General features: G+C 55.4%; 20 protein-coding genes. 4 read left to right on the plus strand and 16 right to left on the minus strand.

The annotated features are described in order from the left end of the window. The first annotated feature begins 6 nt into the window (after positions 1-6). The gene (locus FPZ45_RS04815) at positions 7-1,326 is read left to right on the plus strand and encodes a glutamate-1-semialdehyde 2,1-aminomutase (RefSeq protein ID WP_144698963.1); all 1,320 of its coding nucleotides are present in this window, start codon (positions 7-9) and stop codon (positions 1,324-1,326) included. A 703-nt stretch (positions 1,327-2,029) separates the two neighbouring features. Here FPZ45_RS04815 and FPZ45_RS04820 read toward each other — a convergent pair. After that, a complete protein-coding gene (locus tag FPZ45_RS04820; RefSeq protein WP_144698965.1) occupies positions 2,030-3,451 on the minus strand; it encodes a WG repeat-containing protein in 1,422 nt (473 codons plus the stop codon). 59 nt (positions 3,452-3,510) lie between these two features. Beyond that, positions 3,511-4,536 carry a sulfate ABC transporter substrate-binding protein gene (locus FPZ45_RS04825; protein WP_144698967.1) on the minus strand — a complete coding sequence of 342 codons (1,026 nt, stop codon included), beginning with the start codon at positions 4,534-4,536 and terminating at the stop codon, positions 3,511-3,513. Between the two features lie 288 nt (positions 4,537-4,824). On the opposite strand from FPZ45_RS04825, the gene FPZ45_RS04830 reads away from it, so the two are divergent. Next, positions 4,825-5,913 carry a sulfate ABC transporter substrate-binding protein gene (locus FPZ45_RS04830; protein ID WP_144698969.1) on the plus strand — a complete coding sequence of 363 codons (1,089 nt, stop codon included), beginning with the start codon at positions 4,825-4,827 and terminating at the stop codon, positions 5,911-5,913. A 40-nt stretch (positions 5,914-5,953) separates the two neighbouring features. Here the strand turns inward: FPZ45_RS04830 and FPZ45_RS04835 are convergent, their stop codons facing one another. From FPZ45_RS04835 to FPZ45_RS04885, 12 genes are all read right to left on the minus strand, one after another. Continuing rightward, on the minus strand, positions 5,954-6,148 hold the full coding sequence (locus FPZ45_RS04835; protein ID WP_144698971.1) for a hypothetical protein: 195 nt from the start codon (positions 6,146-6,148) through the stop codon (positions 5,954-5,956). Between the two features lie 222 nt (positions 6,149-6,370). Beyond that, positions 6,371-6,520, minus strand: coding sequence for a 50S ribosomal protein L33 (gene rpmG, locus FPZ45_RS04840; RefSeq protein ID WP_116065161.1), 150 nt, complete (start codon positions 6,518-6,520; stop codon positions 6,371-6,373). Positions 6,521-6,556: 36 nt separating this feature from the next. Then, positions 6,557-7,783, minus strand: a complete 1,227-nt coding sequence (locus tag FPZ45_RS04845) for a GTP-binding protein (RefSeq protein WP_281284882.1) — start codon at positions 7,781-7,783, stop codon at positions 6,557-6,559. Positions 7,784-7,813: 30 nt separating this feature from the next. Further along, on the minus strand, positions 7,814-8,806 hold the full coding sequence (locus FPZ45_RS04850; RefSeq protein WP_144698972.1) for a metal ABC transporter substrate-binding protein: 993 nt from the start codon (positions 8,804-8,806) through the stop codon (positions 7,814-7,816). Between the two features lie 32 nt (positions 8,807-8,838). Next, complete coding sequence (locus FPZ45_RS04855; RefSeq protein WP_144698974.1) at positions 8,839-9,738, minus strand: metal ABC transporter permease; 900 nt, start codon at positions 9,736-9,738, stop codon at positions 8,839-8,841. After that, a complete protein-coding gene (locus tag FPZ45_RS04860; RefSeq protein WP_186438234.1) occupies positions 9,675-10,391 on the minus strand; it encodes a metal ABC transporter ATP-binding protein in 717 nt (238 codons plus the stop codon). Before FPZ45_RS04860 ends, FPZ45_RS04855 begins: the two co-directional genes overlap by 64 nt. Before the next feature lie 132 nt (positions 10,392-10,523). Further along, positions 10,524-11,015, minus strand: coding sequence for a hypothetical protein (locus FPZ45_RS25220; protein WP_186438235.1), 492 nt, complete (start codon positions 11,013-11,015; stop codon positions 10,524-10,526). Beyond that, the gene (locus FPZ45_RS04865; RefSeq protein ID WP_144698978.1) at positions 10,981-11,247 is read right to left on the minus strand and encodes a hypothetical protein; all 267 of its coding nucleotides are present in this window, start codon (positions 11,245-11,247) and stop codon (positions 10,981-10,983) included. The genes FPZ45_RS25220 and FPZ45_RS04865 overlap by 35 nt, the downstream gene beginning before the upstream one ends. 44 nt (positions 11,248-11,291) lie before the next feature. Continuing rightward, positions 11,292-12,143 (minus strand): inositol monophosphatase family protein, encoded by an 852-nt coding sequence (locus FPZ45_RS04870; protein WP_144698980.1) that lies wholly within the window; start codon positions 12,141-12,143, stop codon positions 11,292-11,294. A 272-nt stretch (positions 12,144-12,415) separates the two neighbouring features. Continuing rightward, positions 12,416-13,183: an enoyl-ACP reductase FabI gene (gene fabI / locus FPZ45_RS04875; protein ID WP_144698982.1), complete on the minus strand. Its 768-nt coding sequence runs from the start codon at positions 13,181-13,183 to the stop codon at positions 12,416-12,418. A gap of 130 nt (positions 13,184-13,313) precedes the next feature. Further along, entirely contained in the window at positions 13,314-14,324 is a 1,011-nt protein-coding gene (gene uvsE / locus FPZ45_RS04880) for a UV DNA damage repair endonuclease UvsE (RefSeq protein ID WP_144698984.1), read from the minus strand. Between the two features lie 35 nt (positions 14,325-14,359). Beyond that, positions 14,360-14,677, minus strand: coding sequence for a hypothetical protein (locus FPZ45_RS04885; RefSeq protein WP_144698986.1), 318 nt, complete (start codon positions 14,675-14,677; stop codon positions 14,360-14,362). 393 nt (positions 14,678-15,070) lie between these two features. Here FPZ45_RS04885 and FPZ45_RS04890 point away from each other — a divergent pair, with 393 nt between their 5' ends. Then, positions 15,071-15,733, plus strand: coding sequence for a DNA-binding response regulator (locus FPZ45_RS04890; protein ID WP_144698988.1), 663 nt, complete (start codon positions 15,071-15,073; stop codon positions 15,731-15,733). 245 nt (positions 15,734-15,978) lie between these two features. On the opposite strand, the gene FPZ45_RS04895 is transcribed toward FPZ45_RS04890, so the two are convergent. Together FPZ45_RS04895 and FPZ45_RS04900 are read right to left on the minus strand one after the other, a co-directional pair. Further along, positions 15,979-17,130, minus strand: a complete 1,152-nt coding sequence (locus FPZ45_RS04895; RefSeq protein WP_144698990.1) for a D-alanine--D-alanine ligase — start codon at positions 17,128-17,130, stop codon at positions 15,979-15,981. Positions 17,131-17,188: 58 nt separating this feature from the next. Beyond that, positions 17,189-18,271, minus strand: coding sequence for an amidase domain-containing protein (locus tag FPZ45_RS04900; RefSeq protein ID WP_144698992.1), 1,083 nt, complete (start codon positions 18,269-18,271; stop codon positions 17,189-17,191). 398 nt (positions 18,272-18,669) lie between these two features. Here FPZ45_RS04900 and acnA point away from each other — a divergent pair, with 398 nt between their 5' ends. Continuing rightward, positions 18,670-21,375 carry an aconitate hydratase AcnA gene (gene acnA, locus FPZ45_RS04905; RefSeq protein WP_144698994.1) on the plus strand — a complete coding sequence of 902 codons (2,706 nt, stop codon included), beginning with the start codon at positions 18,670-18,672 and terminating at the stop codon, positions 21,373-21,375. The last annotated feature ends 146 nt before the right edge of the window (positions 21,376-21,521 follow it).

The following is a 21,521-nucleotide window of genomic DNA, read 5'->3' on the forward strand; positions in this document are numbered from 1 at the left end:
CGCAAAATGAATCCAAGATTACGTTCAGCGCGACTGTACGAGGAAGCACAGCAGCATATCGTCGGAGGGGTCAACAGCCCCTCCCGTTCTTTCAAAGCCGTCGGAGGAGGCGCCCCCGTGTTCATGGAACGCGCGGAGGGCGCTTATTTCTGGGACGTCGACGGCAACAAATATATCGATTACTTGGCCGCGTTCGGTCCGATCATAACGGGACACGCCCATCCTCGGGTTACTGAGGCGATCGTGCGGGCGGCGCAGAACGGGACGCTCTACGGTACCGCGACGGAACACGAGATCCGGCTGGCGCAGGCGCTGAAGGAAGCTATTCCGTCGATGGATAAAGTACGCTTCGTCAATTCCGGCACGGAAGCGGTCATGACGACGATCCGCGTCGCCCGGGCGTTCACCGGACGGAACAAGATCATCAAGTTCGCCGGCTGTTACCACGGGCATGCCGATCTTGTTCTCGTCGCCGCTGGCTCCGGCCCGTCGACGCTCGGCATTCCCGACAGCGCGGGTATTCCGCCGAGCATCGCGAGTGAAGTCATTACCGTACCGTTCAACGAATTGGATGGGCTGCGCGCCGCGCTTGAGCAATGGGGCGACCAGGTCGCGGCCGTCATGGTCGAGCCAATCGTCGGCAATTTCGGCATGGTGATGCCGAAGCCTGGTTTCCTGGAGGGACTGTGCAAAATGGCCCGCGAGGCGGGCGCGCTCGTCATCTACGACGAGGTTATCAGCGCGTTCCGCTTCCATTACGGCTCGGCGCAGACATTCTCCGCTTTCCCGGATCAGGACGCGGTCCGTCCGGATCTGACCGCCCTTGGCAAGATCATCGGCGGCGGACTGCCGATCGGCGCCTACGGCGGACGCGCCGATCTGATGGAAATGATCGCGCCGCTTGGTCCCGCATATCAGGCTGGCACGATGGCCGGCAATCCGGCGTCGGTGCTGGCCGGCATCGCCTGCCTGGAAGTGCTGCGCGAGCCGGGCATCTACGACCGCATGGAAGCGCAGGCCACCCGGCTATGCGAAGGCCTGCAGGCTTCGGCGGACAAGCATGGCGTGCCGCTGACGATCAACCGGATCGTCGGGGCGTTCTCCACGCATTTCTGCGCCGGTCCGGTCACGAACTACGAAGAGGCGCAACACTCCGACGGCGAGCTGTTCGGCCACTTCTTCCGCTGCATGCTGGAACGCGGCGTCTATCTGGCTCCGTCCAAGTACGAGGCGTGGTTCCTGACGACGGCGCATACCGAAGCCGATATCGACGCAACGCTGGCCGCTGCGGAGGATTCGTTCCGCGAGATGGCGGCGGATCGTTAGTGTGGTGTGGTATGACCCATGCCCTTATGGCTATGCCCTAATGTCTGTGCTCTCATGGCTAACGGACGCCAGCGCCGCTATGTCTCCGAAATTGGCGTTTTCTGAAATCTAGCGGACACCAGGGACCTTATTATCCTCGATAAGCACAATTTCGGCCTTATTCGAGCGATTAGCGGCTGCTGCGTCCGTTAGAATTTCATTCGGCGGAGAATCGAGCAATTAACGGCTGTCATGTCCGTTAGAGTGTTACAATCGGTGCCATGTCCGCGCCAACACTACGAATCAGCACAGTCGTGCACATCTAGTTACTCTCCTCGCCCAACGTTTCTACGAACCGCTACCGTCTCAGAGACTAATTGGCTATCCCATGTTACGTTTCTGCTATTCAGCACCGTTGTGCGCACCTAGTTACTCCCGCTCTTCTGGCTAACGGACGTCAGCGCCGCTATTTCTCCGAAATCGGCGTTTTCCGAAATCTAGCGGACACCAGGGACCTTATTATCCTCGATAAGCACAATTTCGGCCTTATTCGAGCGATTAGCGGCTGCTGCGTCCGTTAGAATTTCATTCGGCGGACAATCGGGCAATAGGTGCCGTCAGATCCGTTAGCTCGGGTGAGGTGAATTGATCATCGCCCACGCTGGGCATACAAGAAAAGGAGCTAGCACACACAAGTGCTTAGCTCCTTTTCTTTCAACTATTCTTATTTGGAAGCGGCCTTATCGGCTTCCGGAGAGGCCGCGCTTTCCTCCGCAGCAGGGACCGTCGCATTAGCGACAGCGTTCCCCTTCACGTCGATCAGCTTCGCTTCCGTATCAATCCAGACGCGCGCCAGGCCGCTCCGGAACGCTTCGGCCGAATCGTACCGAGCCGGAATAACGACTTTTCCTTTTTTGTCGATATAGCCGTACTTGCCGCCTTCCTCGAAGTATGCCAAGCCGTCATGGAAATCACCGACGTCCTTGTACTTCGTTGTCAGCACTTTCTCGCCCTTCCGGTTCACGTAGGAGAATACTCCGTCATCCGCTACTGCGGCGAGCCCTTCGCTGAACGAGAAGCCCTGGGCGTATGCTGCCGGAATCGCCAGCTCCCCTTTGGCATTTACGTAACCGAAAGAACCTTCTCCGTTCTCCCCCTCCGCTTGAACGAGACCCAAGCCGTCGCTGAAGTCGAACGCGTGCTGGTAGATCGCCGGAATGACGACTTTACCCGTCCGATCGATGTAGCCGTATTTGCCTTCGATCTGAACGGCCGCCAAGCCCCCGGAGAAGTAAAAAGCGTCTTCGAATTTCGGCGGAACGACTTCCTTGCCCGAATGGTCGATGTACCCGAACAGCTCTCCTTTGCGTACGAGAGCCAAACCTTCGGAAAAGTCGAACAACTCGTCGTACTCGGGGCTTAGTATCGTTTTACCCGTCGGGTCGATATAAGAAGACTTATCGTTCAGTTCGACTAAAGCCAAGCCGTCCGAGAAATCAAAGGCTTGGTCGTACTGCAGCGGGATTACCGCTTTGCCCGCGTAATCGACGTAGCCGAATTTGCCGTTTTTGCTCACGATCGCCCGGTCTTCGCTGAATCCGTTCGTCTCGTCGTATTTCGCCGCGATAACCGGCTCGCCGAATACGTTAACGAACCCTTGCTTGCCGTTGCTCTCGTAGGGGCTTAGTCTCGGAGTAATGCGGACCGTTGAAGTCGCGCCGTCCCAGATGACCGAGGCACCGAACAGTTCGCCCGTGGCGCGGGCCGGCACCCACAGCTGGCCGTCCTTCCATACGGCGGCTTCACGCAGCGGCGTTTGCGCCCCGTTTACGGTCGCCGTCTTGGCATCGGCGACGAGAACGATCGTGCGTGTGCCTTGCGACAAGATTGTTGCCTGGGTCGATTGATCCCATTTCAGCGTCGCGCCGATGGAGGACGCGAAAGTTTTGGCAGGAACGTAGGTCGTTCCCTTGATCGTGGCTGTTTTCAGCCCGGCTTGCGCAAGGCCGTCCACGGAAACGGCAGGGTTTACCGCCGCATTAGCGGACGGCGTGTAGCCGAAGGTCAAGATTTGAGCGGCCGCGAGTGCGGTTGCCGCAGCGAACATTCCTTTACGGAATGCAGGACGCGAAAGAGGTTTGGACATGGGACATTTCTCCTCGTTTCAATGGGGATATATAAAGATCATTTTTTTGCGCAAGCGGCTTACTTTTTCACATAGATTTGGTCGAACGTTCCTTTGTCCGCGAAATGCTCGGCTTGCGCTTTATCCCAGCCGCCGAATTCGTCGATCGTGATCAGGTTAAGAGTCGGGAAATTTTTCTCAAACTCCTTGGCGACTTTGGCATTAATCGGACGGTAAAAGTTTTTCGCCGCGATTCGTTGACCTTCTTCCGTGTACAGATAATCCAGATAAGCGGTCGCGACTTGGCGCGTGTCGTGTTTGTTGACGTTTTTCGTAACGACAGCGACGGTCGGCTCGGCCAGAATACTCAAGGAAGGCGTCACGATCTCGAACTTGTCGCCGTACTCCTTCTTCGCCAAATAAGCTTCGTTCTCCCACGCGATCAGAACGTCTCCGATTCCTTTTTCGATGAACGTATTCGTCGATCCACGAGCACCTGTATCAAGCACCGGTACGTTCTCGAACAGCTTCTTCACGAACTCCTTCGCCTTGTCTTGGCTGTTGTTGTTATGCTTCAGCGCATAGCCCCACGCCGCCAAGTAGTTCCAACGTGCGCCGCCGGACGTTTTCGGATTTGGTGTGATGACTCCGACGTCAGATTTGATCAGATCGTCCCAGTCCTTGATCTTCTTCGGATTGCCTTTGCGTACGAGGAACACGATCGTCGATTTGTAAGGGGCGCTGTTATTCGCCAAGCGCTTCTGCCAGCCTTTGGCGATCAGGCCTTTATTCTCGATAGCCGTTACATCGTACTCGAGCGCTAGTGTGACGACGTCCGCCTCGAGACCGTCGATGACGGAGCGAGCCTGTGCGCCAGAACCGCCGTGGGATTGCTTGATGTTGACCTTTTGGCCGGTTTTCTTCTCCCAATACTTCGCGAAGGCCGTGTTGTATTCCGCGTACAATTCGCGGGTCGGATCATAGGAAACGTTAAGCAGGTTAACCGATTTCTTTTCCGATTTCTTGGTGACGGCTCCGAAAACGGTAGACGTCGAAAGCACGAAAGCCAATGCGGTAAGCAAAATCAGACGAAATGATTTTTTCATGCGGATAACTCTCCTTTTAATGGTGGAATAAGAGCATAAACGCGAAAGACTCCGACACTGCAAAACCGACAGCCCTGCAAAACAGGCCATACAGAATGCAATGTTCGGAGTCCTCCGGTTTACCGGTCGGTTCCATGACGTGATCCAATTGGATAATGCCATCATATTCCAGACTATTCCTAGTTGTCAACTATGAATTAATGATTGACATCAAATGGATTGTGTTGCTACAATCTTTTCAAAATATCCAATAATTCCTATTGGAATTCAATCGAGAGGGGATCAACCATGTTTAAGAACATACACCGGAGGCGTCGTTCCGCCCTATCCGGAATTGTGCTCGCACTGGCAGCGTTGACGATTACGGCTTGTTCGGGCTCGGACTCGGACAACAAGCAAACTGCAGCCGAAGCTGAGGCAGCCGTGCAATCCGATTACTCCAAACCCGTGCACCTCGTAAGCGCGACATCAACTGGAACAGCGGCCGTATTAGAAGACATCAATGCCGCGTTCATCGCTAATTGGAAAGAGCGCACCGGCCAAACGGTGACGATCGAGCAAATCTCCGGGACCTCCGGAGCGCAGAAGGACGCCATCATCGGCAGCAGCCTAAAAGCCGATATCGCTATACTAGGCGTAGGAATCGATATCGACGCGATCCAAACCGGGGGATTGGTTAAAGAAGGCTGGCAACAGCGTTACGACTTCAACAGCTCCCCGTTTTCGACCGCCGTCGCGTTCGTCGTACGCGCCGGAAATCCGAAAGGCATTGCCGAATGGGAAGATCTGCTGCAAGGCGACGCCAAGATCGTTACGGCTAATCCGGCGACGGACTCCGACGCGCGTTGGTATTACGCGGCGCCGTGGGCTTATTCGCTGAATCGGCAGGCCGACGATACCGCCGCGGCCAAAGCGGCGGTCGCCAGCTTCCATGAGCGGGTGAGCAAGCTGGCGAAAGACGACGCGGAAGCCGAAGGCGTATTCCTCGGCGGCGAAGGCGACGTCTGGGTAACGACGGAGAGCAACGCGCTGCGGGTAGCTGGTACGTCGGGCAAAGGCAAAGTCGAGGTGATCGTGCCGTCCGTTACGTTGTCGGTGGAGCCGATCGTCTCCGCCATCGACGCCAACGCAGACGCCGACGGCTCGCGCGAGGTCGCGAATGCGTATGCCGATTATCTGTTCACGGGCGATGCGCAGACGATCGCGGCCAAACACGGCTTCCGCCCTCGCTTCGCTTCCGTAGCCGAAGAGTTCGCGGATGTGTTCTCTTCCGATGTTACCTTGCTCACGGTCGATGACAACTTGACCGGTTGGGAGGATCTGCAGCAGGCGCTGTTCGCGGAGGACGGCGTGTTCGCGGGACTTCCGAGCAAGTAAAAAAGCGCGGTCACCGGCTAATTACCGGGACCGCGCTTTTTTAGGTTCCGCCTCCGTCTCCCGTCTTCCAATTCGGTTTCGCCTGACTACATCCTCCCGAACCTCCATTTCCCGCCGTCCAATTCGGTTTCGCCTGACTACATCCTCCCGAACCTCCATTTCCCGCCGTCCAATTCGGTTTCGCCTGACTACATCCTCCCGAACCTCCGTCTCCCGCCGTCCAATTCGGTTTCATCTAACTGCGCACTCCAAAAACTCTGTTTTGCGAGATCTAATTCGGTTTCGCCTGACTGCATTCTCCGAACCTCCATTTCCCGCCGTCCAATTCGGTTTCGCCTGACTACATCCTCCCGAACCTCCGTCACCCGCCGTCCAATTCGGTTTCGCCGAACTAAGCAAACAAAACAGGGATCCCCCTCTCAGTGGATCCCTGTTCCCGCTATAAGCTTCCCACCGATTACCTGACTTCCCGATGAAGCGTGTGCTTCTTAAGACGCGGGCTGTATTTTCTCAGTTCGAGCCGTGACGGGTGCGTTCGTTTGTTTTTCGATACTGTATAGTTGCGGTCCCCGCATTCCGTGCATGCTAGAGTAACGATGACTCTCATCCTACAGCCTCCTTTTATTCCGTTCGTTATGTCCTATTACGATTGAAACTGCTCTTCCAACTGCACCTCTACTTGATTCGGGAACCGGTCGGGGAACGACTTCCAATCCAGTTTCATTTCCTCGTCCGTCAGCAGGCAGGCGTCCAATTCACTCATCAGCTCCGGTCGGTTCATCGACATGCCGATGAAGACGACCTTGTTCACCCTATCGCCGTAGACGGAGTCCCAGTACCCAGCGACCTTCGGGTCATCGCGCAGAATCGCTTCCCGCTCCCATTCCGGAAGAGTCGCGACCCAATAACCGGCGGGGCCGAATTGGATCGACGGCCCGGCCTGGCTGAAGCTCTGTGCCATTTCATTACGCGTCGCGAGCCACATGATGCCTTTGGCGCGCACGACCTCCGCTGGCCATTCGCTCATCCACTCCATCAAACGTTCCGGATGAAACGGACGAACCCGCTCGTAGACGAACGACGAAATGCCGTACTCTTCCGTCTCCGGGACGTGGTGCTCCTTCTCCATCTCTTGGATCCAACCAGCCGAGCGGCTCGCTACGTCGAAATCGAACAATCCCGTGTTCAAAATATCCGAAGCTTCGATTCGTCCGAACTCGGACCGAATCAGCTTGGCTCGCGGCTGCAGCGTCCTCAGCACCTTCTCAAGCTCGGTGAGCTCTTTCTCTCCGGCCCTGTCGCATTTGTTCAGAATCAGCACGTCACAGAACTCGATCTGGTCGATCAGCAGATCAACGACTTCTCTCGTATCGCCCTCTCCGATCTCCTGCTTGCGGTCCATCAGCGTCTCGCCGGACGAGAAATCGCTCCAGAAGCGGTAAGCGTCCACGACCGTCACCATGCAGTCGAGCCGGCAGAACTTCGTTAGATCGATACCGTGCTCCTCGTCGATATACGTAAAGGTCTGAGCGACGGGGATAGGCTCGCCGACGCCGGTCGATTCGATCAATACATAATCGAAACGCCCCTCTTTCGCGAGACGCTCTACCTCGCGCAGCAAATCCTCCCGCAGCGTGCAGCAGATGCAACCGTTGGACATCTCCACGAGTTTCTCTTCGGTGCGGGACAAACCCCCTCCGTCTTTGACCAGCTCGGCATCGATATTCACGTCGCTCAAATCATTGACGATGACGGCAACCTTCAGGCCTTCTCGATTGTTCAGCACATGATTCAGAATCGTCGTCTTGCCCGCGCCCAAATACCCACTTAACACTGTTACCGGCAGCTTGCCGTCCATTTTTTCGATCATTATAACGCATCTCCTATCCGTGTATGTTCTTTATTCCTTCAACGCTTTCGCCAATGCCGCCAGATTGTTCGTCATCACGCCGATATAGTCAAGCCCGGAAGCGGCCTCTTCGTCGGTCAATCCTTCAAGCGGATTGAGGACGTCCGTCTTGGCCCCGATCTCGTTCGCGATCGTCTGGGCGACTTTCGGATCGACCAGCGTCTCGAAGAAAATCGTTTTTACTCCGTGTTCCTTCGCGATCGCGACCACCTCGGCCATCCCCTGCGGAGAAGGCTCCTGATCCGGCGATAGCCCCGCGATCGGAACCTGCGTCAAATCGTACGCTTTCGCCAGATAACCGAACGCCGCATGCTGCGTAACGAATTCCTTGCGCTTCGCCCCGTTAAGCTCCTTGCGGAACTTCTCGTCGAGCGCCAGCAGCTTCTTGACGAAGGCGTCCGCATTCGCTCGATACTCGTTCTTATGCGCGGGATCCGCTTGGGCCAGCGCCACTTCGATATTGCGGACTTCTTGCTGGGCAAGCGTAGGATTCAGCCATACGTGCGGATCCAATCCATGTTCATGTTCATGCTCGTCTTCGTCTTCATGTACTTCCGCCCCATGTTCATCGGCTTCATCCCCATGCTCGTGATCATGATCGTGCCCGCCATCCATGAGCTCGATGCCTTGGCTCGCTTCCACGTCAATCCGCTTGTCGCTTTTCGCGCTTTCCAGCGTTTTTTCGGCCCAGCCTTCCACGATCCCGTTATAGACAAACACGTCCGCTCCTTGAATCGTTGCAATGTCTTTCGGCGAAGGTTCCCAATCGTGAGGCTCCGCTCCCGCTGGAATCAGGCCTACGACCTCCGCATGGCTGCCCGCCACTTGCTTAGCAAACTCGACCATCGGATAAAACGTCGCAACAACCTTGATTTTTGCTCCTTCTTCCGAGCCCGAGTCGGCCTTCTCGTTCGATTGGCCGCATCCCGCCAGCAATAACGCCGTAATCGCAATACCCGCTAATCCTTTATACAACCGCTTCATTTTCGATTTCCTCCCTATTTCTCCTTGCTTAATCAGTGAAGCATCGGCTTCTCCTGCCGAAGCGCCCCGATATCTTCCGTTTGTTTTGCCAATCTCGAATCGGCGTTTTTCTTGTTTCTGAGTTTATTGATTTTCGCGACCGCTTTCCGGATCGTCATCCCCGACACCAGCATAACGAGCAGCGTCAGAGCGATCGTCCCTCCCGGCGGCGTGCTCATCCCGTATGAAGCCGACAGCCCTCCGAATACGCCCACGACGCCGATCAGCATGGCCAGCAGCAATGCCGCGTTAAAGCTCGGCGCAAGCCGTATCGCCAAAGCCGCCGGAAGCACGATCAGAGAAGATACGAGCAGCACGCCGACGATCGGCATCGCGGCCGCCACGATCATGCCCGTCACGATACTGAAGAGCAGCGATACGAGATGAACCGGCACACCGTTGGCCTTGGCCGTTTCCTCGTCGAAGGTCATTAAGTACAGTGGTTTTCTGAACAAATAGAAAAACAACGCTCCCACGATCGCGACGGCGGCGATCAAGATGAGCTCCGTCTGCCTTACCGCGACGACGGATCCGAACAGATAGGACGAGAAGCTCCGGTTGATTCCCGAATTCATCGACATGAGGACGACCGCCGTCGATAACCCTCCGATCATAATGATCGCGATGGACACTTCGGAATACGTTTTGTACGATCTCCGGACATATTCCACGACGATCGCGCCGATGACGGCGACCGCGAATCCGGTTAACGGCGGGCTTCCTTTCATGAGCGCACCTGCAGCTACGCCCGCAAGCGAGACATGCGACAGCATATCCGCCATTAAGGCCTGCCTTCGGAGCATCAGATATACGCCAAGCGCCGAGGCGATCATCGCGATAATCCCGCCGGCGAAAAATGCCCTCTGCATGAAGTCGTAGTGCAGCATTTCCACCCCATCGCCTCCTTTCTCTCCAACCTGATGATGCGGTCGAGATACGGCTCGGCGTCCGGCAGCTCGTGCGTGACCATGACGACCGTCAGCCCTTTCCGCTTGACCATCTCGCTCAACCGCTCGTACATTTCGGTACGGCTCTGCGTGTCCATTCCGGTGGACGGTTCGTCCAGAGCCAGGAGATTCGGCTGCTGAGCCAGCGCCCGGGCCAAGCAAATGCGTTGCTTCTGTCCGCCCGATAGCTCCCCGATTTTCCGGTTGCGGTGCTCCCACATCCCGACTTGCCTCAACGATTCCTCCACGAGACGCAGATCCTCTTGGTTCGTTCTCCGCAGCCATGATCCCCGCCCGTATGTACCGGACAGAACAAATTCAGATACTTTGCTCGGAAACCCGCTATTAAACGAGGCGATCTGCTGCGGCACATAACCGGCGACGAGTGTGCTTCCGTCCGCCCTCTTGCGTGCTCTGGCGACTTCTCCACTCCACGGCTCCAGCAATCCTAAAATCAGCTTGAGCAGCGTTGTTTTGGAGGCACCGTTCGGTCCGGTCACCGCGACGAATTCCCCTGAACGGATTTCTATATTCACGTCTTCCAGACATGGAGAATCCCCGTACCCGAAAACGACGTTGTTCATCATCACCAATTGCAACGACAGCGACCTCCCTATCATAATTCGTAATTATTACTATTTGAAATTAAGATGAAAGCCGGACAACATCTCCGGCCACCGAACACTAATCGTAACAATTACGTATAAGAATATCAACCCATCGCGCCTAAGTCAACAATTAATCTTCGCTTCAAGTTTGGTCCGCAGAATTAGCGGTGAATGCGAGCAGCCCACTCCATTGTCGCTTTTTACGACAATGAGAGGGGCCTCACTTGATCCACCCACTCCATTGTCGCTTTTTACGACAATGAGAGGGGCTTCGCTGGATCCACCCACTCCATTGTCGCTTTTTACGACAATGAGAGGCGCCTCGCTGGATCCACCCACTCCATTGTCGCTTTTTACGACAATGAGAGGCGCCTCGCCGAATCCACCTACTCCATTGTCGCATTTTACGACAATGAGAGGAGCCTCGCTGGATCCACCCACTCCATTGTCGCTTTTTACGACAATGAGAGGCGCCTCGCCGAATCCACCTACTCCATTGTCGCATTTTACGACAATGAGAGGAGCCTCGCTGGTCCGGTTGTATGCGGAAAGGTCATCTACATAAAAAGAGCGCCCCCTTTTACCGGGAACGCCCTTTATCCTCTTCCTCTTCATCGGAACGATTCAATTTAACGCCTTCGTACCTGTCGTCTACTTCCCGGGCAAGCGCGCGGTAAGCTCGCGTCTCTTCTACCACGGGATCAAGCTTCGCTTGTATGCGAATCTCCCAACGGGGCAGCAGTTGCTTTGCGGCTTTGGCTTCGGCTTCCTCTCCGTCAGCCCCCTCCTCCAACCGTTCCTCCGTCAACTTGCGAGCTAACAATTCCTCGGCTTCGTGCTTCTCCACTACCTTCGCCCCCTTGTCCATAGGATGGTCGAAAGACCGCCTTCTCATGTGTTCGCTGCCACTTGCAACTCGCCGAGCAATTCGCCATGAATGCGCCCGTTGGTCGCCACGACGTTGCGCACAGCAAGCTGATACGGCTCCCCTACAGTATCCGACATCCGGCCACCTGCCTCTTCGACTAAGAGCGAGCCCGCGGCAATATCCCAAGCGCTCAGGTTCATCTCCCAGAAGCCGCTCAGTCTGCCCGCGGCGACATAAGCAAGATGCAAAGCCGCGGAACCGGCAATTCGCAGATTGCGCACTTTAGGCGCCAACGCCTGAATACCTTTCATATTGGCAGGCAACGCTACGTGCGGATCGGCTGGAAAACCGGTCGCGATCAGGCTTTGGTTTAACGTCGCCTCTTGAGAGACTTGCATTTTGCGGCCATGCACGTAAGCGCCCTTGCCCCGCTCGGCCACGAACAACTCGTCCCTAGAAGGGTCGTACACAACACCTACGATAACCTGTCCGCGATGCGCAAGCGCGATAGACACTGAATAGAACGGGAATCCGTGCACGTAATTCGTCGTTCCATCCACGGGATCTACGATCCACAAATACTCGGCGTTGCTCACGTCCTGCAAAGCTTTGGCCGATGCCTCGGGTCCTGGCTCGACGCCTTCTTCCCCCAGAAAAGAATGGGTCGGGAAGTGGGTGCCGATCAAGTTGCGGATCATACGTTCCGCTCCCTTGTCCACTTCGGTGACCAGATCTTGCATCGAATATTTCGTATCCAATTGGGTTATGCTTCCTATTTTGCTTTTGATCCATTCTCCCGCTTTGGCGGCGCAATTGACGGCAACCGCGGTAAAGCTCTTGCCGCCGATCACACTTTCCGGTTGATTGGCTTCCATATCTATCATCCCTCTAATCTTCGAAATCGGTTGCATAATAAGAACCGGGTTGTCCCTCTATTATCATATACGAAATTTCGTTAAAGCGGTTGCGGCGATTGACCGCAAATAGCCGGTTCGCCCCGCCCGTTTCTAATGAGATTACTCTTATTGTTCCCTACTCGGAATGGAATTAACTGTCACATCGCGATTTCAAGCGCCGGCTCCCGACGAAGAGACGAAAAGCCTCCTCCGCGATGGTCGCGGAAGAGGCCCGATAATCTCAAGGAAGATTAGCCTACAATATTATACCCGTTGTCGACGTGTACGACTTCGCCCGTAACTCCGCGAGCCCACGGACTCATCAGGAACAGCGCTGCATCTCCGACATCGGAAGCTTCGGTATTGCGGCGCAGAGGCGCTTTCTCCTCGACGTGCTTCAGGATCGTGTTAAAGCCCGCGATTCCTTTGGCAGCCAAAGTACGGATCGGGCCGGCCGAGATCGCGTTGACGCGAATGTTGTTCGGGCCTAGATCGCTGGCCAGATAACGAACGGACGCTTCCAGCGCGGCTTTGGCAACACCCATGACGTTGTAGTTCTGCAGCGTGCGCTCAGCTCCGAGATAGGTCAGCGTCACGATGCTGCCGCCTTCGGTCATAAGCGGATAGAGACGCTGTGCAACTGCCGTTAGGGAGTACACGCTCACGTCGTGAGCCAAGGCGAATCCAGCCCGGGACGTATCCACGTACAATCCGTCTAGTTCTTCCGCTTTGGCGAAAGCGATGCAGTGCGCGAGTCCATGCAGTACGCCAACCTCTTGTTTAAGCTGCGCGGCCAACGCTTCGATATCTTCATCGGAAGCCACGTTGCATTGCAGAGTTAGAGAGCCCTCGATCGTATTCGCCAGCTTTTTGACCCGTTCTTCGACGCGTTCGTTCTCGTATGTAAACACCAAACGTGCCCCTTGGGACGCAAGCGATTGCGCAATGGCCCAGGCGATGCTGCGCTCGTTGGCGACGCCCATGACCACGATGTTCTTGCCTTGAAGCAATCCATTCATTCGCGGAAATCCCCCTCTTCACGATTGAGGCTGCCTTCTCGCATCCGTAAGCCGGACAAGCCCCTTCATTTTCCAACGTACCGTATTTCAGAAGGGATTGCAACCACGAATTCATGGCCTTGCAGCCTTATCAGCACGGCAATTCAACGGTTCCGCCGTCGAGGACGCGAACTTCTTCTCCCGCCGCCTCCAACGCCCGGAATTCGTCCATCAACTTGAGCAAAGCCTGGTCCTTCCGCTTGGCCTCGATCATGACGTCGACTGCCGGAGTCGTACTGGAAATGGACCGCAGAAAAGAGAGCAACGGTTCCATGTCGAGGTAATCGGCGTGGCCTCGCGGATCGGAAGCGTTCTTGGGACTCGAAGCGTGGATTTTCGGCGGCAAGACCTGAGAAGTCCCGGCGTGCACGACGTTCCATTGAAGCTTGTCCCACGTCGCCAGAATACGGGGCCACAAATCAATCGCTTGTTCACCCCCCGGATTCACCGCATGATGATGGATATCGAGCACCATCGGAACGCCGACTTCCTCCGCGATCGCAAGTGTCTCGGCCGCCGTGAACGTCTTGTCGTCGTTTTCCAAAGTCAGCCGCTCAGTAATCCTTCGTTCGATTTTGGCGAATTGATCAATGAATCTCCGTCCGGACGCCGCTTTGTCTCCATAACTCCCGCCTACATGTATGTTGTTCAGCGCTTGTCCGTCAAGCCCCATCGCTTCCAGCATCCGAACATGATAATCGAGAACGTCAACTGACTTGCGGAAAACCTCCTCGCGCGGCGTGCTCAGTACCGTAAAGTGATCGGGATGAAAAGAAACCCGCATTCCCTGCTCGCGCACGAACGCCCCGACCTCGGCGAATGCTTGCGCCAAAGCGGGGTAAGGGTTCCAATCCTTCAGAGCATCGTGAGTCGCTAAAGGAATGATCTTGGAAGTCATTCGGTACACATGCACGCCCAAGTATCGGTTATGCTTCAATAAACGTAGCGTGTTTTGCAGGTTTTCTTCCGCGATTCGTTCAAGACGGCGCAAACCCGCCTCGCGATCGGCCAGCTTGGAGAAGCTCGCCATCGTCATCGTTCTCGAAGGCGAGGCATTTTCCAGCTCCATGGACATGGCGACGTACCCAAACCGCACGATCACGATCGCTTCAACCCCCCACAGCTTGCTTACGGGTTCTAGGATTGCTCACCAAAGAACATTTCATGTGCAAGCGCCGTCTGGATTTTCGCTTCTTCCTCGGTCAGCCTGCGCACCAATTCCATCTCGACTTGCGTCACTTCTTCGCCCTGAAAATTGATTTCGGCGATGGATGCCACGATTCGCACGATCGCTACCGCTTGATTATCCGGCGAATAGGCGATCACTTTCTGGCCAGTCGGATATACGCGGAATTGTTTTTTGACCATTTTCCCCCGGCCGTATTCCAGCAACTCGTACAGTTCCTGCTCCGATTTGAATTTACAGACGGAGTTGAATTCGGTTTGAAAACCCATGATACATGCCTCCCACTCTTCGGTCGCCCGTATAGGCGTAGTCTTTGTGTAATTATAACCTTCTCCGACGGTGTAGGGAAAGTTCGGGGCGCGCTCCGACTTCTTCTCCACATGTGGACAATTAAGTTTTATCGCAAAGTCGAAGTTGTTCCACAAAATCGGGGCGGTTTTCCCCACGTTTTGTGGTTAACTCAGGTGGTTTTGTGAATTGTCGGGATATTCCGGCAGTTCTCCACATGTGCATAAGATGAGATTCGAAAATCGCATGTGTATAACCGCTGACAGCTCGGCATTCGTGGATTATAATCGTTATATCGCGTGTGAAGCACACCGCCTCTGATCCCTTTTCGGGAACCGGGGCGGTTATTTTTTTATCGGGAGTGATCGTCGGCAATGAACAAATTTGAATCGGAGTATCGCGATTGGCTGAACCAACATATAGCCCACAGTACAGGAGAACGATTGCGCAGGTTAAAACACCGTCACGGCTTCGGGGAAAAATGTTTGTTGGAGCACGCTTGGTGGCCTGTCGTCGGCAATCTGGACGATTTGCACCCGGAATACGAGATCATCGACGCTAACGGCAACCATTACTTCCTTGATTTCGGTTATCTCCGTCTTCCCCGTCCAACGTGCCTGGAATCCGATGATTTCGGTTCGCACGCCCGCGATGCCGACAGGTATAACTTCTCGCGCGGGCTGGATCGCCAGAACGAAATCGGGTTGGCCGGGTGGAATATTCTACGCTTTTCCATCGACAAACTCAAAGAAAATCCTCTCGGCTGCCAGCAACATGTCCGTAGAATGTTGGAATCATGGTATGGAGAAGAAAGTTCCTTGATGCAAGGACTATCGATTTACCAACGGGAAATCGTCCGCTTGGCCGCTCGCTCCACCGTCCCGTTCACGGTTGCGATGGCTTGCGATTGTTTGGGGAAAAACGCAAAATTCGCCAGAAAACAGTTGCACTCGCTAGTTGAAAAAGGAATTCTAGAAGCCTTATCAGGGGAACAACGGATTACTCGTTATGCCCTGACTAAACGGGGCTTGAAATAGCAAGTTTAGCGGTCTCCCGGACCGTTATTTCGGCGCGCTGACCCTCTGTGTGCGATTTAGCGGTCTCCCGGACCGTTATTTCGACGCACTGACCATCTGCGTGCGATTTAGCGGTCTCCCGGACCGTTATTTCGACGCGCTGGCCATCTGCGTGCGAATTAGCGGTCTCCCGGACCGTTATTTCGGCCTGAGCCCTAAAACACCATAGAAAAAGCCGAACCCGGATGCCCGGGCCGGCCGCTTGCTTACTCCCCGCCGCCGTAGTCGATCGACTGGCGTTCCTCGTGACGCTCGAGAGCGAGCTGGATCAACGTATCCAGCAACTCGCGGTACGAAACGCCCGTCTCTTTCCACATGAGCGGGTACATGCTGTATGGGGTAAAGCCTGGCATCGTGTTCACCTCGTTGATGAACAGAGCCCCGTCGCTCCGGCGCAGGAAGAAGTCCGCGCGGCATAGGCCGGAACCGTCGATCGAGCGGAACGCGCGGATCGCCATCTCGCGCACTGCGTCGGCGACTTCTTGCGGAATTTCGGCCGGGATGACCATGACCGATTTGCCGTCGATATATTTCGCTTTATAATCGTAGAATTCATTCGAGCTGCAAATTTCCCCCGGCACCGAAGCGCGAGGATCGTCGTTCCCGAGCACGGCGACCTCGATCTCGCGCGCATCGACGAACTCTTCGACGACGACCTTGCGGTCGTACCGCAACGCTTCTTCGATCGCCGCTACCAGCTCTTCGCGATTCCGCGCCTTGGATACGCCTACGCTAGAACCGAGATTAGCCGGCTTTACGAAGCAGGGATAACCAAGCTCTTCTATGTTAGCGAGTACCGATTCCCGCTCCTTCTTCCACTGGAACCGGATAAAATGACGGTAACCGACTTGAGGCAATCCGGCATGCGCGAACATCGTTTTCATCGCGACCTTGTCCATTCCGACGGAGGAAGCCAACACTCCCGCCCCCGCGTACGGCATGTTCGCCATCTCGAACAGCCCTTGAATGGTGCCGTCTTCGCCGAATGTTCCATGAAGCAGCGGCAGCATGACGTCTACGGCTTTTCCATCACCCGCAGCCTCGCCTTCCGACAGCATTTTCTCCGACATCCCCTGCAGAACAGGGAATAGCGCATTGCCGCCCCTAACTGCAACCGAAGTCTCGGCCGCCCCCGCTTCAGCCCCCGAAGGAGCGAACTGCAATTCCGCAACCGCGGATGGCGGAGCGCTCAACAGCGGGCCGGATCTCCATTGCCCTTCGGGCGTAATATAAAAAGGAACGAGTTCATATTTGTCATAGTCAAACGCCTTCAGCACGGCCAGCGCCGTCTGAAGCGACACTTGATGTTCGCCGGATCGTCCGCCATAGACGAGACCGACGCGTATTTTATTCCCCATAACTATGCTTACCTCCGACCAAGTCGACATTTACGCTCGCAATTCCGCGCAAGCGCATTTAAAATTCGTCAGCGATGCGATAAAAATGATACCGTGTTTTGTCCGTCCAGGCGTACGAATCTTTGTAATCCCAGTACCGATGCCTGCTGCTTACCGTATTTGCGTTCACCAACGGCATGCCTTCCGGCGTAAACGCGGTGACGACGGTACTGTGGCCGACGCGGCCGTTGCCCTCCCAGTCATAGCAGATGACGTCTCCAAGCCGGAGCGCTTCCGGTGCGGACGCCGTCTCGGCGCTTAGACCGTAAGCTCGGGGGTTCGCCAAGTACTGCGAAAGGCTGCCCGCGACCGCCCAACTGAAGCTCCACATTTCCTGATTGTTCGAATAGCCCTTGTACCACCAGCCCGAAGGCCTTCTCCCAGTATAATTCATCGGTGCTTCGCCTGCAAAGAGACACTGGGACACGTAATTCGTACAGTTGACTTCGAAATTCTCGTATGCGGGGTTCGGTTCATTCCACCATCTTTCCGCATACGCGACCACAGCTTCGCGTCTATACGGCAAGCCTCGGCGGCCGAAACCGCCGCTCCAACCAGTGTCTCCGTTCGGAAACGATCCGGCCAGCACTTTCGATTTGAAGCCGTACAACGCCTGCGGATTCATGTACGGCGCCGCTGGAGAAAAAGCTTTCCGCTCCCCATCCCATGGATCGTGCAAGTCGTCTTCCGCGGGAACGAAATCTTCCGCGGGTCTCTCTCCGAGGAGCGGCTTGACCGCGATCAGTCTCCACGTTTTATTCGCCCGTACGAAGCGGACTCTTTCCTTCTCCACCCTTTCCTCCGACCAAGGCTGACCGCGTTGTTCCATGGCGCGCACGAGATGGATGGACAGATCCGCGATCGCCTCGTCTTTTCGCGTCTGATACTTTTCGATCCGAACGCGCATCTCGCTTCTTGCCGTCTTGATTCCCCATTGCTTATCTCTGCGCGCTGCCAGAAGAAGCCGTTCGTTCAAACGCTCGCGATGCTCCTTGTCGTGAATATCCCGAAGGCTGCGCGAATTCATATTCAGTCCTGCTTCGTTCACCGCGTTCACGTAATCGAACAACGCTTGTTTCCATTCCATATCTTCGCCTGCCATAGAGATCACCTCCAAACGGCTTCTCGACATCGCGACGCCGGAATTTGCCATTACATTTTATGAGGCGATCTCCCGTCCCATTCCCTTGCGCAAGGAATAACCCTCTCTCTATGTGCTGGAAAAGAACCCGCCCTCCCTTTCTTAAACGACGGTGGATGAAAACGTCAGGGTATGCGGCATTCTAATGAAATGACTTTGCGAAAATCGACTTGAATTAGGCTCCTGATCGGCTAAAACTCGGCCAAAACGTCTTTACGGAGCGGCGACGACAGGGTATACTTATTCCATAGAGTATTTTTTGAAATCGCGTTTCACGGAATGAAACTCATTCTCAATTGAAATGATCGCTTTCAAGGAAATACGGCTGCAACACGATTACAATCGAGGAGGTTATACACTTGTCTAAACTACCTTATCAAGTGCAGGCGCAACTGCAGTCATCCGGTACATCTTACCGTTACTTCAGTCTGCAAGCGTTGGAAGAGCAAGGCGCAGGCCCTGTCTCCAAGCTTCCGTTCTCCATCAAAGTGCTGCTCGAGGCGGCGATTCGCCAATTCGACGGACGCGGAATCACAGAAGAGCATGTTAAACAGTTGGCCAATTGGACTAATGGCCGCGAAGACAAAGAAATCCCGTTCATCCCTGCCCGTATCGTTCTGCAGGACTTCACCGGCGTTCCCGTAGTCGTCGACTTGGCGGCTATGCGCGAGACGGTTAAAAAAGCCGGCGGCGATCCGAAACAAATCAACCCGCTCGTTCCCGTCGATCTGGTCATCGACCACTCCGTTATGGTCGACGCTTTCGGCAGCCCCGACGCCCTGCAATACAACATGGACGTCGAGTTCGAACGGAACGAAGAACGTTACCGTTTCCTTCGCTGGGCACAAACGGCGTTCGATAACTTCCGCGCCGTTCCTCCGGCTACGGGTATCGTTCACCAAGTCAACTTGGAATACCTGGCATCCGTTGCCGCAACGAAAACGAAAGACGGCGTAACCGACGTATATCCGGATTCTCTCGTCGGCACCGACTCCCACACCACGATGATCAACGGTCTTGGCGTCGTCGGCTGGGGCGTAGGTGGCATCGAAGCGGAAGCCGGTATGCTCGGCCAACCGCTCTACTTCGTAATGCCTGAAGTCGTTGGCTTCAAGCTGAACGGCAAACTGGCCGAAGGCGCTACGGCAACCGACCTTGCGCTGACAGTTACCCAAATTCTGCGTAAAAAAGGCGTCGTCGGCAAATTCGTCGAGTTCTTCGGCCCTGGACTGTCCAACATCAGCCTGGCCGACCGTGCGACCGTTGCCAACATGGCACCGGAATACGGCGCTACGATCGGTTTCTTCCCTGTAGACAGCGAAACGTTGAACTACATGAGACTGACAGGCCGCGAAGAAAGCCAAATCGAGCTGGTAGAAAGCTACTACAAAGCTCAAGGCATGTTCCGTACCGATGCGACAGTTGATCCGGTCTTCACCGAAGTCCTCGAGCTCGACTTGTCCACGATCGTTCCAAGCTTGGCAGGTCCTAAGCGTCCTCAAGACCGCGTAGAGCTGACGGCGATGGCACAATCGTTTAACGAAAGCATCCGCACGCCGATCGAGAAAGGCGGCTTCGGCTTAACCGACGCCCAAATCGATCAATCCGCGGACGTGAAGCACCCGAACGGCAAAACGAGCAAGCTCAGCACCGGCGCGGTCGTGATCGCAGCGATTACGAGCTGTACGAACACGTCGAACCCGAGCGTTATGATCGGTGCGGGCCTTGTCGCTAAGAAAGCGGTAGAGCGCGGCCTAACGAAACCGGAATACGTCAAGAGCTCTCTGACTCCGGGTTCCCTCGTCGTTACCGACTACCTGAAGAACGCTGGTCTGCTGCCATACCTCGAAAAACTGGGCTTCTACGTCGCCGGTTACGGCTGCGCGACTTGTATCGGTAACTCCGGTCCGCTGCCGGATGAAGTCAGCGCGGCTATCGCCGACAACGACCTGACCGTCGCCGCTGTCCTCTCCGGTAACCGGAACTTCGAAGGCCGCGTACACGCGCAAGTTAAAGCGAACTACCTGGCTTCTCCTCCGCTTGTCGTCGCTTACGCGCTGGCCGGCAACGTCAACATCGACTTGACGAAAGAGCCGATCGGACACGACGCCGACAACAAGCCGGTTTATCTGAAAGACATCTGGCCGACGAACGAGGAAATCCAGCAAGCGGTTGCCGCTTCGCTTACTCCGGACATGTTCCGCGCCAAATACGCGAACGTGTTCACGCAGAACGAACAATGGAACAAGATCCCTGTTCCGCAAGGCGAGCTTTACGAGTGGGACGACAAGTCCACTTATATCGCGAACCCGCCGTTCTTCAAGGATCTTGCGCCGCAAGCAGGCGACATCCACGATATCAAGAGCGCGCGTGTGCTTGCCCTGATGGGAGACTCCGTCACGACGGACCACATCTCCCCGGCCGGCAACATCAAAGCGGACAGCCCTGCGGGCAAATACTTGCTCGAGCATGGCGTGGATCGCAAAGACTTCAACTCTTACGGTTCCCGTCGCGGCCATCACGAGGTCATGATGAGAGGTACGTTCGCTAACATCCGGATTCGCAACCAAGTGGCACCGGGCACTGAAGGCGGCGTAACGACTTATCTGCCTACCGATGAAGTGATGTCCATCTACGACGCATCGATGAAATATCAAGATGGCGGCACGAACCTCGTCGTCATCGCCGGCAAAGAATACGGCACCGGCAGCTCCCGTGACTGGGCGGCTAAAGGTACGTTCCTGCTCGGCGTCAAAGCCGTCATCGCCGAAAGCTTCGAACGGATTCACCGTTCCAACCTCGTAGGCATGGGCGTGCTTCCGCTTCAGTTCGCTAACGGACAAAGCTGGAAAACGCTCGGCATCACCGGACGCGAGACGTTCGAAATTACCGGCTTGTCCAACGACGTAACGCCGGGTCAGACGGTTACCGTCAGCGCGAAACGCGAAGACGGCAGCTCGTTCGATTTCCAAGCGATCGTTCGCCTGGATTCGATGGTCGACGTCGACTACTACCGTAACAGCGGTATTCTGCAGACGGTATTGCGCCAAATGATGGCACAGTAATCGGTCACGCCCCGAACCCCCTTTGTCCTCGGATGAAGGGGGTTTTTGCACGCCGCGTCATTTTAACGGCTTTGTTTCCGGGACTCTTCATACGTTATAATAGTTCTACAACCCCATGCGAATAACGCAGAATTGGAGGAAACAAC

The sequence above is a fragment of the Cohnella terricola genome (genome assembly GCF_007786475.1).
GTDB classification, from domain to species: Bacteria; Bacillota; Bacilli; order Paenibacillales; family Paenibacillaceae; genus Cohnella; species Cohnella terricola.

Coding starts and splice junctions, on each gene's coding strand:
- FPZ45_RS04835 (WP_144698971.1), bottom strand. CDS start 6,148: ATGAAACCGAATTGGACGGCGGGAGACGGAGGTTCGGGAGGATGTAGT.
- rpmG (WP_116065161.1), bottom strand. CDS start 6,520: ATGAGAGTCATCGTTACTCTAGCATGCACGGAATGCGGGGACCGCAAC.
- FPZ45_RS04885 (WP_144698986.1), bottom strand. CDS start 14,677: ATGGGTTTTCAAACCGAATTCAACTCCGTCTGTAAATTCAAATCGGAG.
- FPZ45_RS04845 (WP_281284882.1), bottom strand. CDS start 7,783: ATGATCGAAAAAATGGACGGCAAGCTGCCGGTAACAGTGTTAAGTGGG.
- FPZ45_RS25220 (WP_186438235.1), bottom strand. CDS start 11,015: ATGAAGAGGAAGAGGATAAAGGGCGTTCCCGGTAAAAGGGGGCGCTCT.
- FPZ45_RS04830 (WP_144698969.1), top strand. CDS start 4,825: ATGTTTAAGAACATACACCGGAGGCGTCGTTCCGCCCTATCCGGAATT.
- FPZ45_RS04850 (WP_144698972.1), bottom strand. CDS start 8,806: ATGAAGCGGTTGTATAAAGGATTAGCGGGTATTGCGATTACGGCGTTA.
- fabI (WP_144698982.1), bottom strand. CDS start 13,183: ATGAATGGATTGCTTCAAGGCAAGAACATCGTGGTCATGGGCGTCGCC.
- FPZ45_RS04890 (WP_144698988.1), top strand. CDS start 15,071: ATGAACAAATTTGAATCGGAGTATCGCGATTGGCTGAACCAACATATA.
- FPZ45_RS04820 (WP_144698965.1), bottom strand. CDS start 3,451: ATGTCCAAACCTCTTTCGCGTCCTGCATTCCGTAAAGGAATGTTCGCT.
- FPZ45_RS04895 (WP_144698990.1), bottom strand. CDS start 17,130: ATGGGGAATAAAATACGCGTCGGTCTCGTCTATGGCGGACGATCCGGC.
- FPZ45_RS04825 (WP_144698967.1), bottom strand. CDS start 4,536: ATGAAAAAATCATTTCGTCTGATTTTGCTTACCGCATTGGCTTTCGTG.
- FPZ45_RS04870 (WP_144698980.1), bottom strand. CDS start 12,143: ATGGAAGCCAATCAACCGGAAAGTGTGATCGGCGGCAAGAGCTTTACC.
- FPZ45_RS04815 (WP_144698963.1), top strand. CDS start 7: ATGAATCCAAGATTACGTTCAGCGCGACTGTACGAGGAAGCACAGCAG.
- FPZ45_RS04900 (WP_144698992.1), bottom strand. CDS start 18,271: ATGGCAGGCGAAGATATGGAATGGAAACAAGCGTTGTTCGATTACGTG.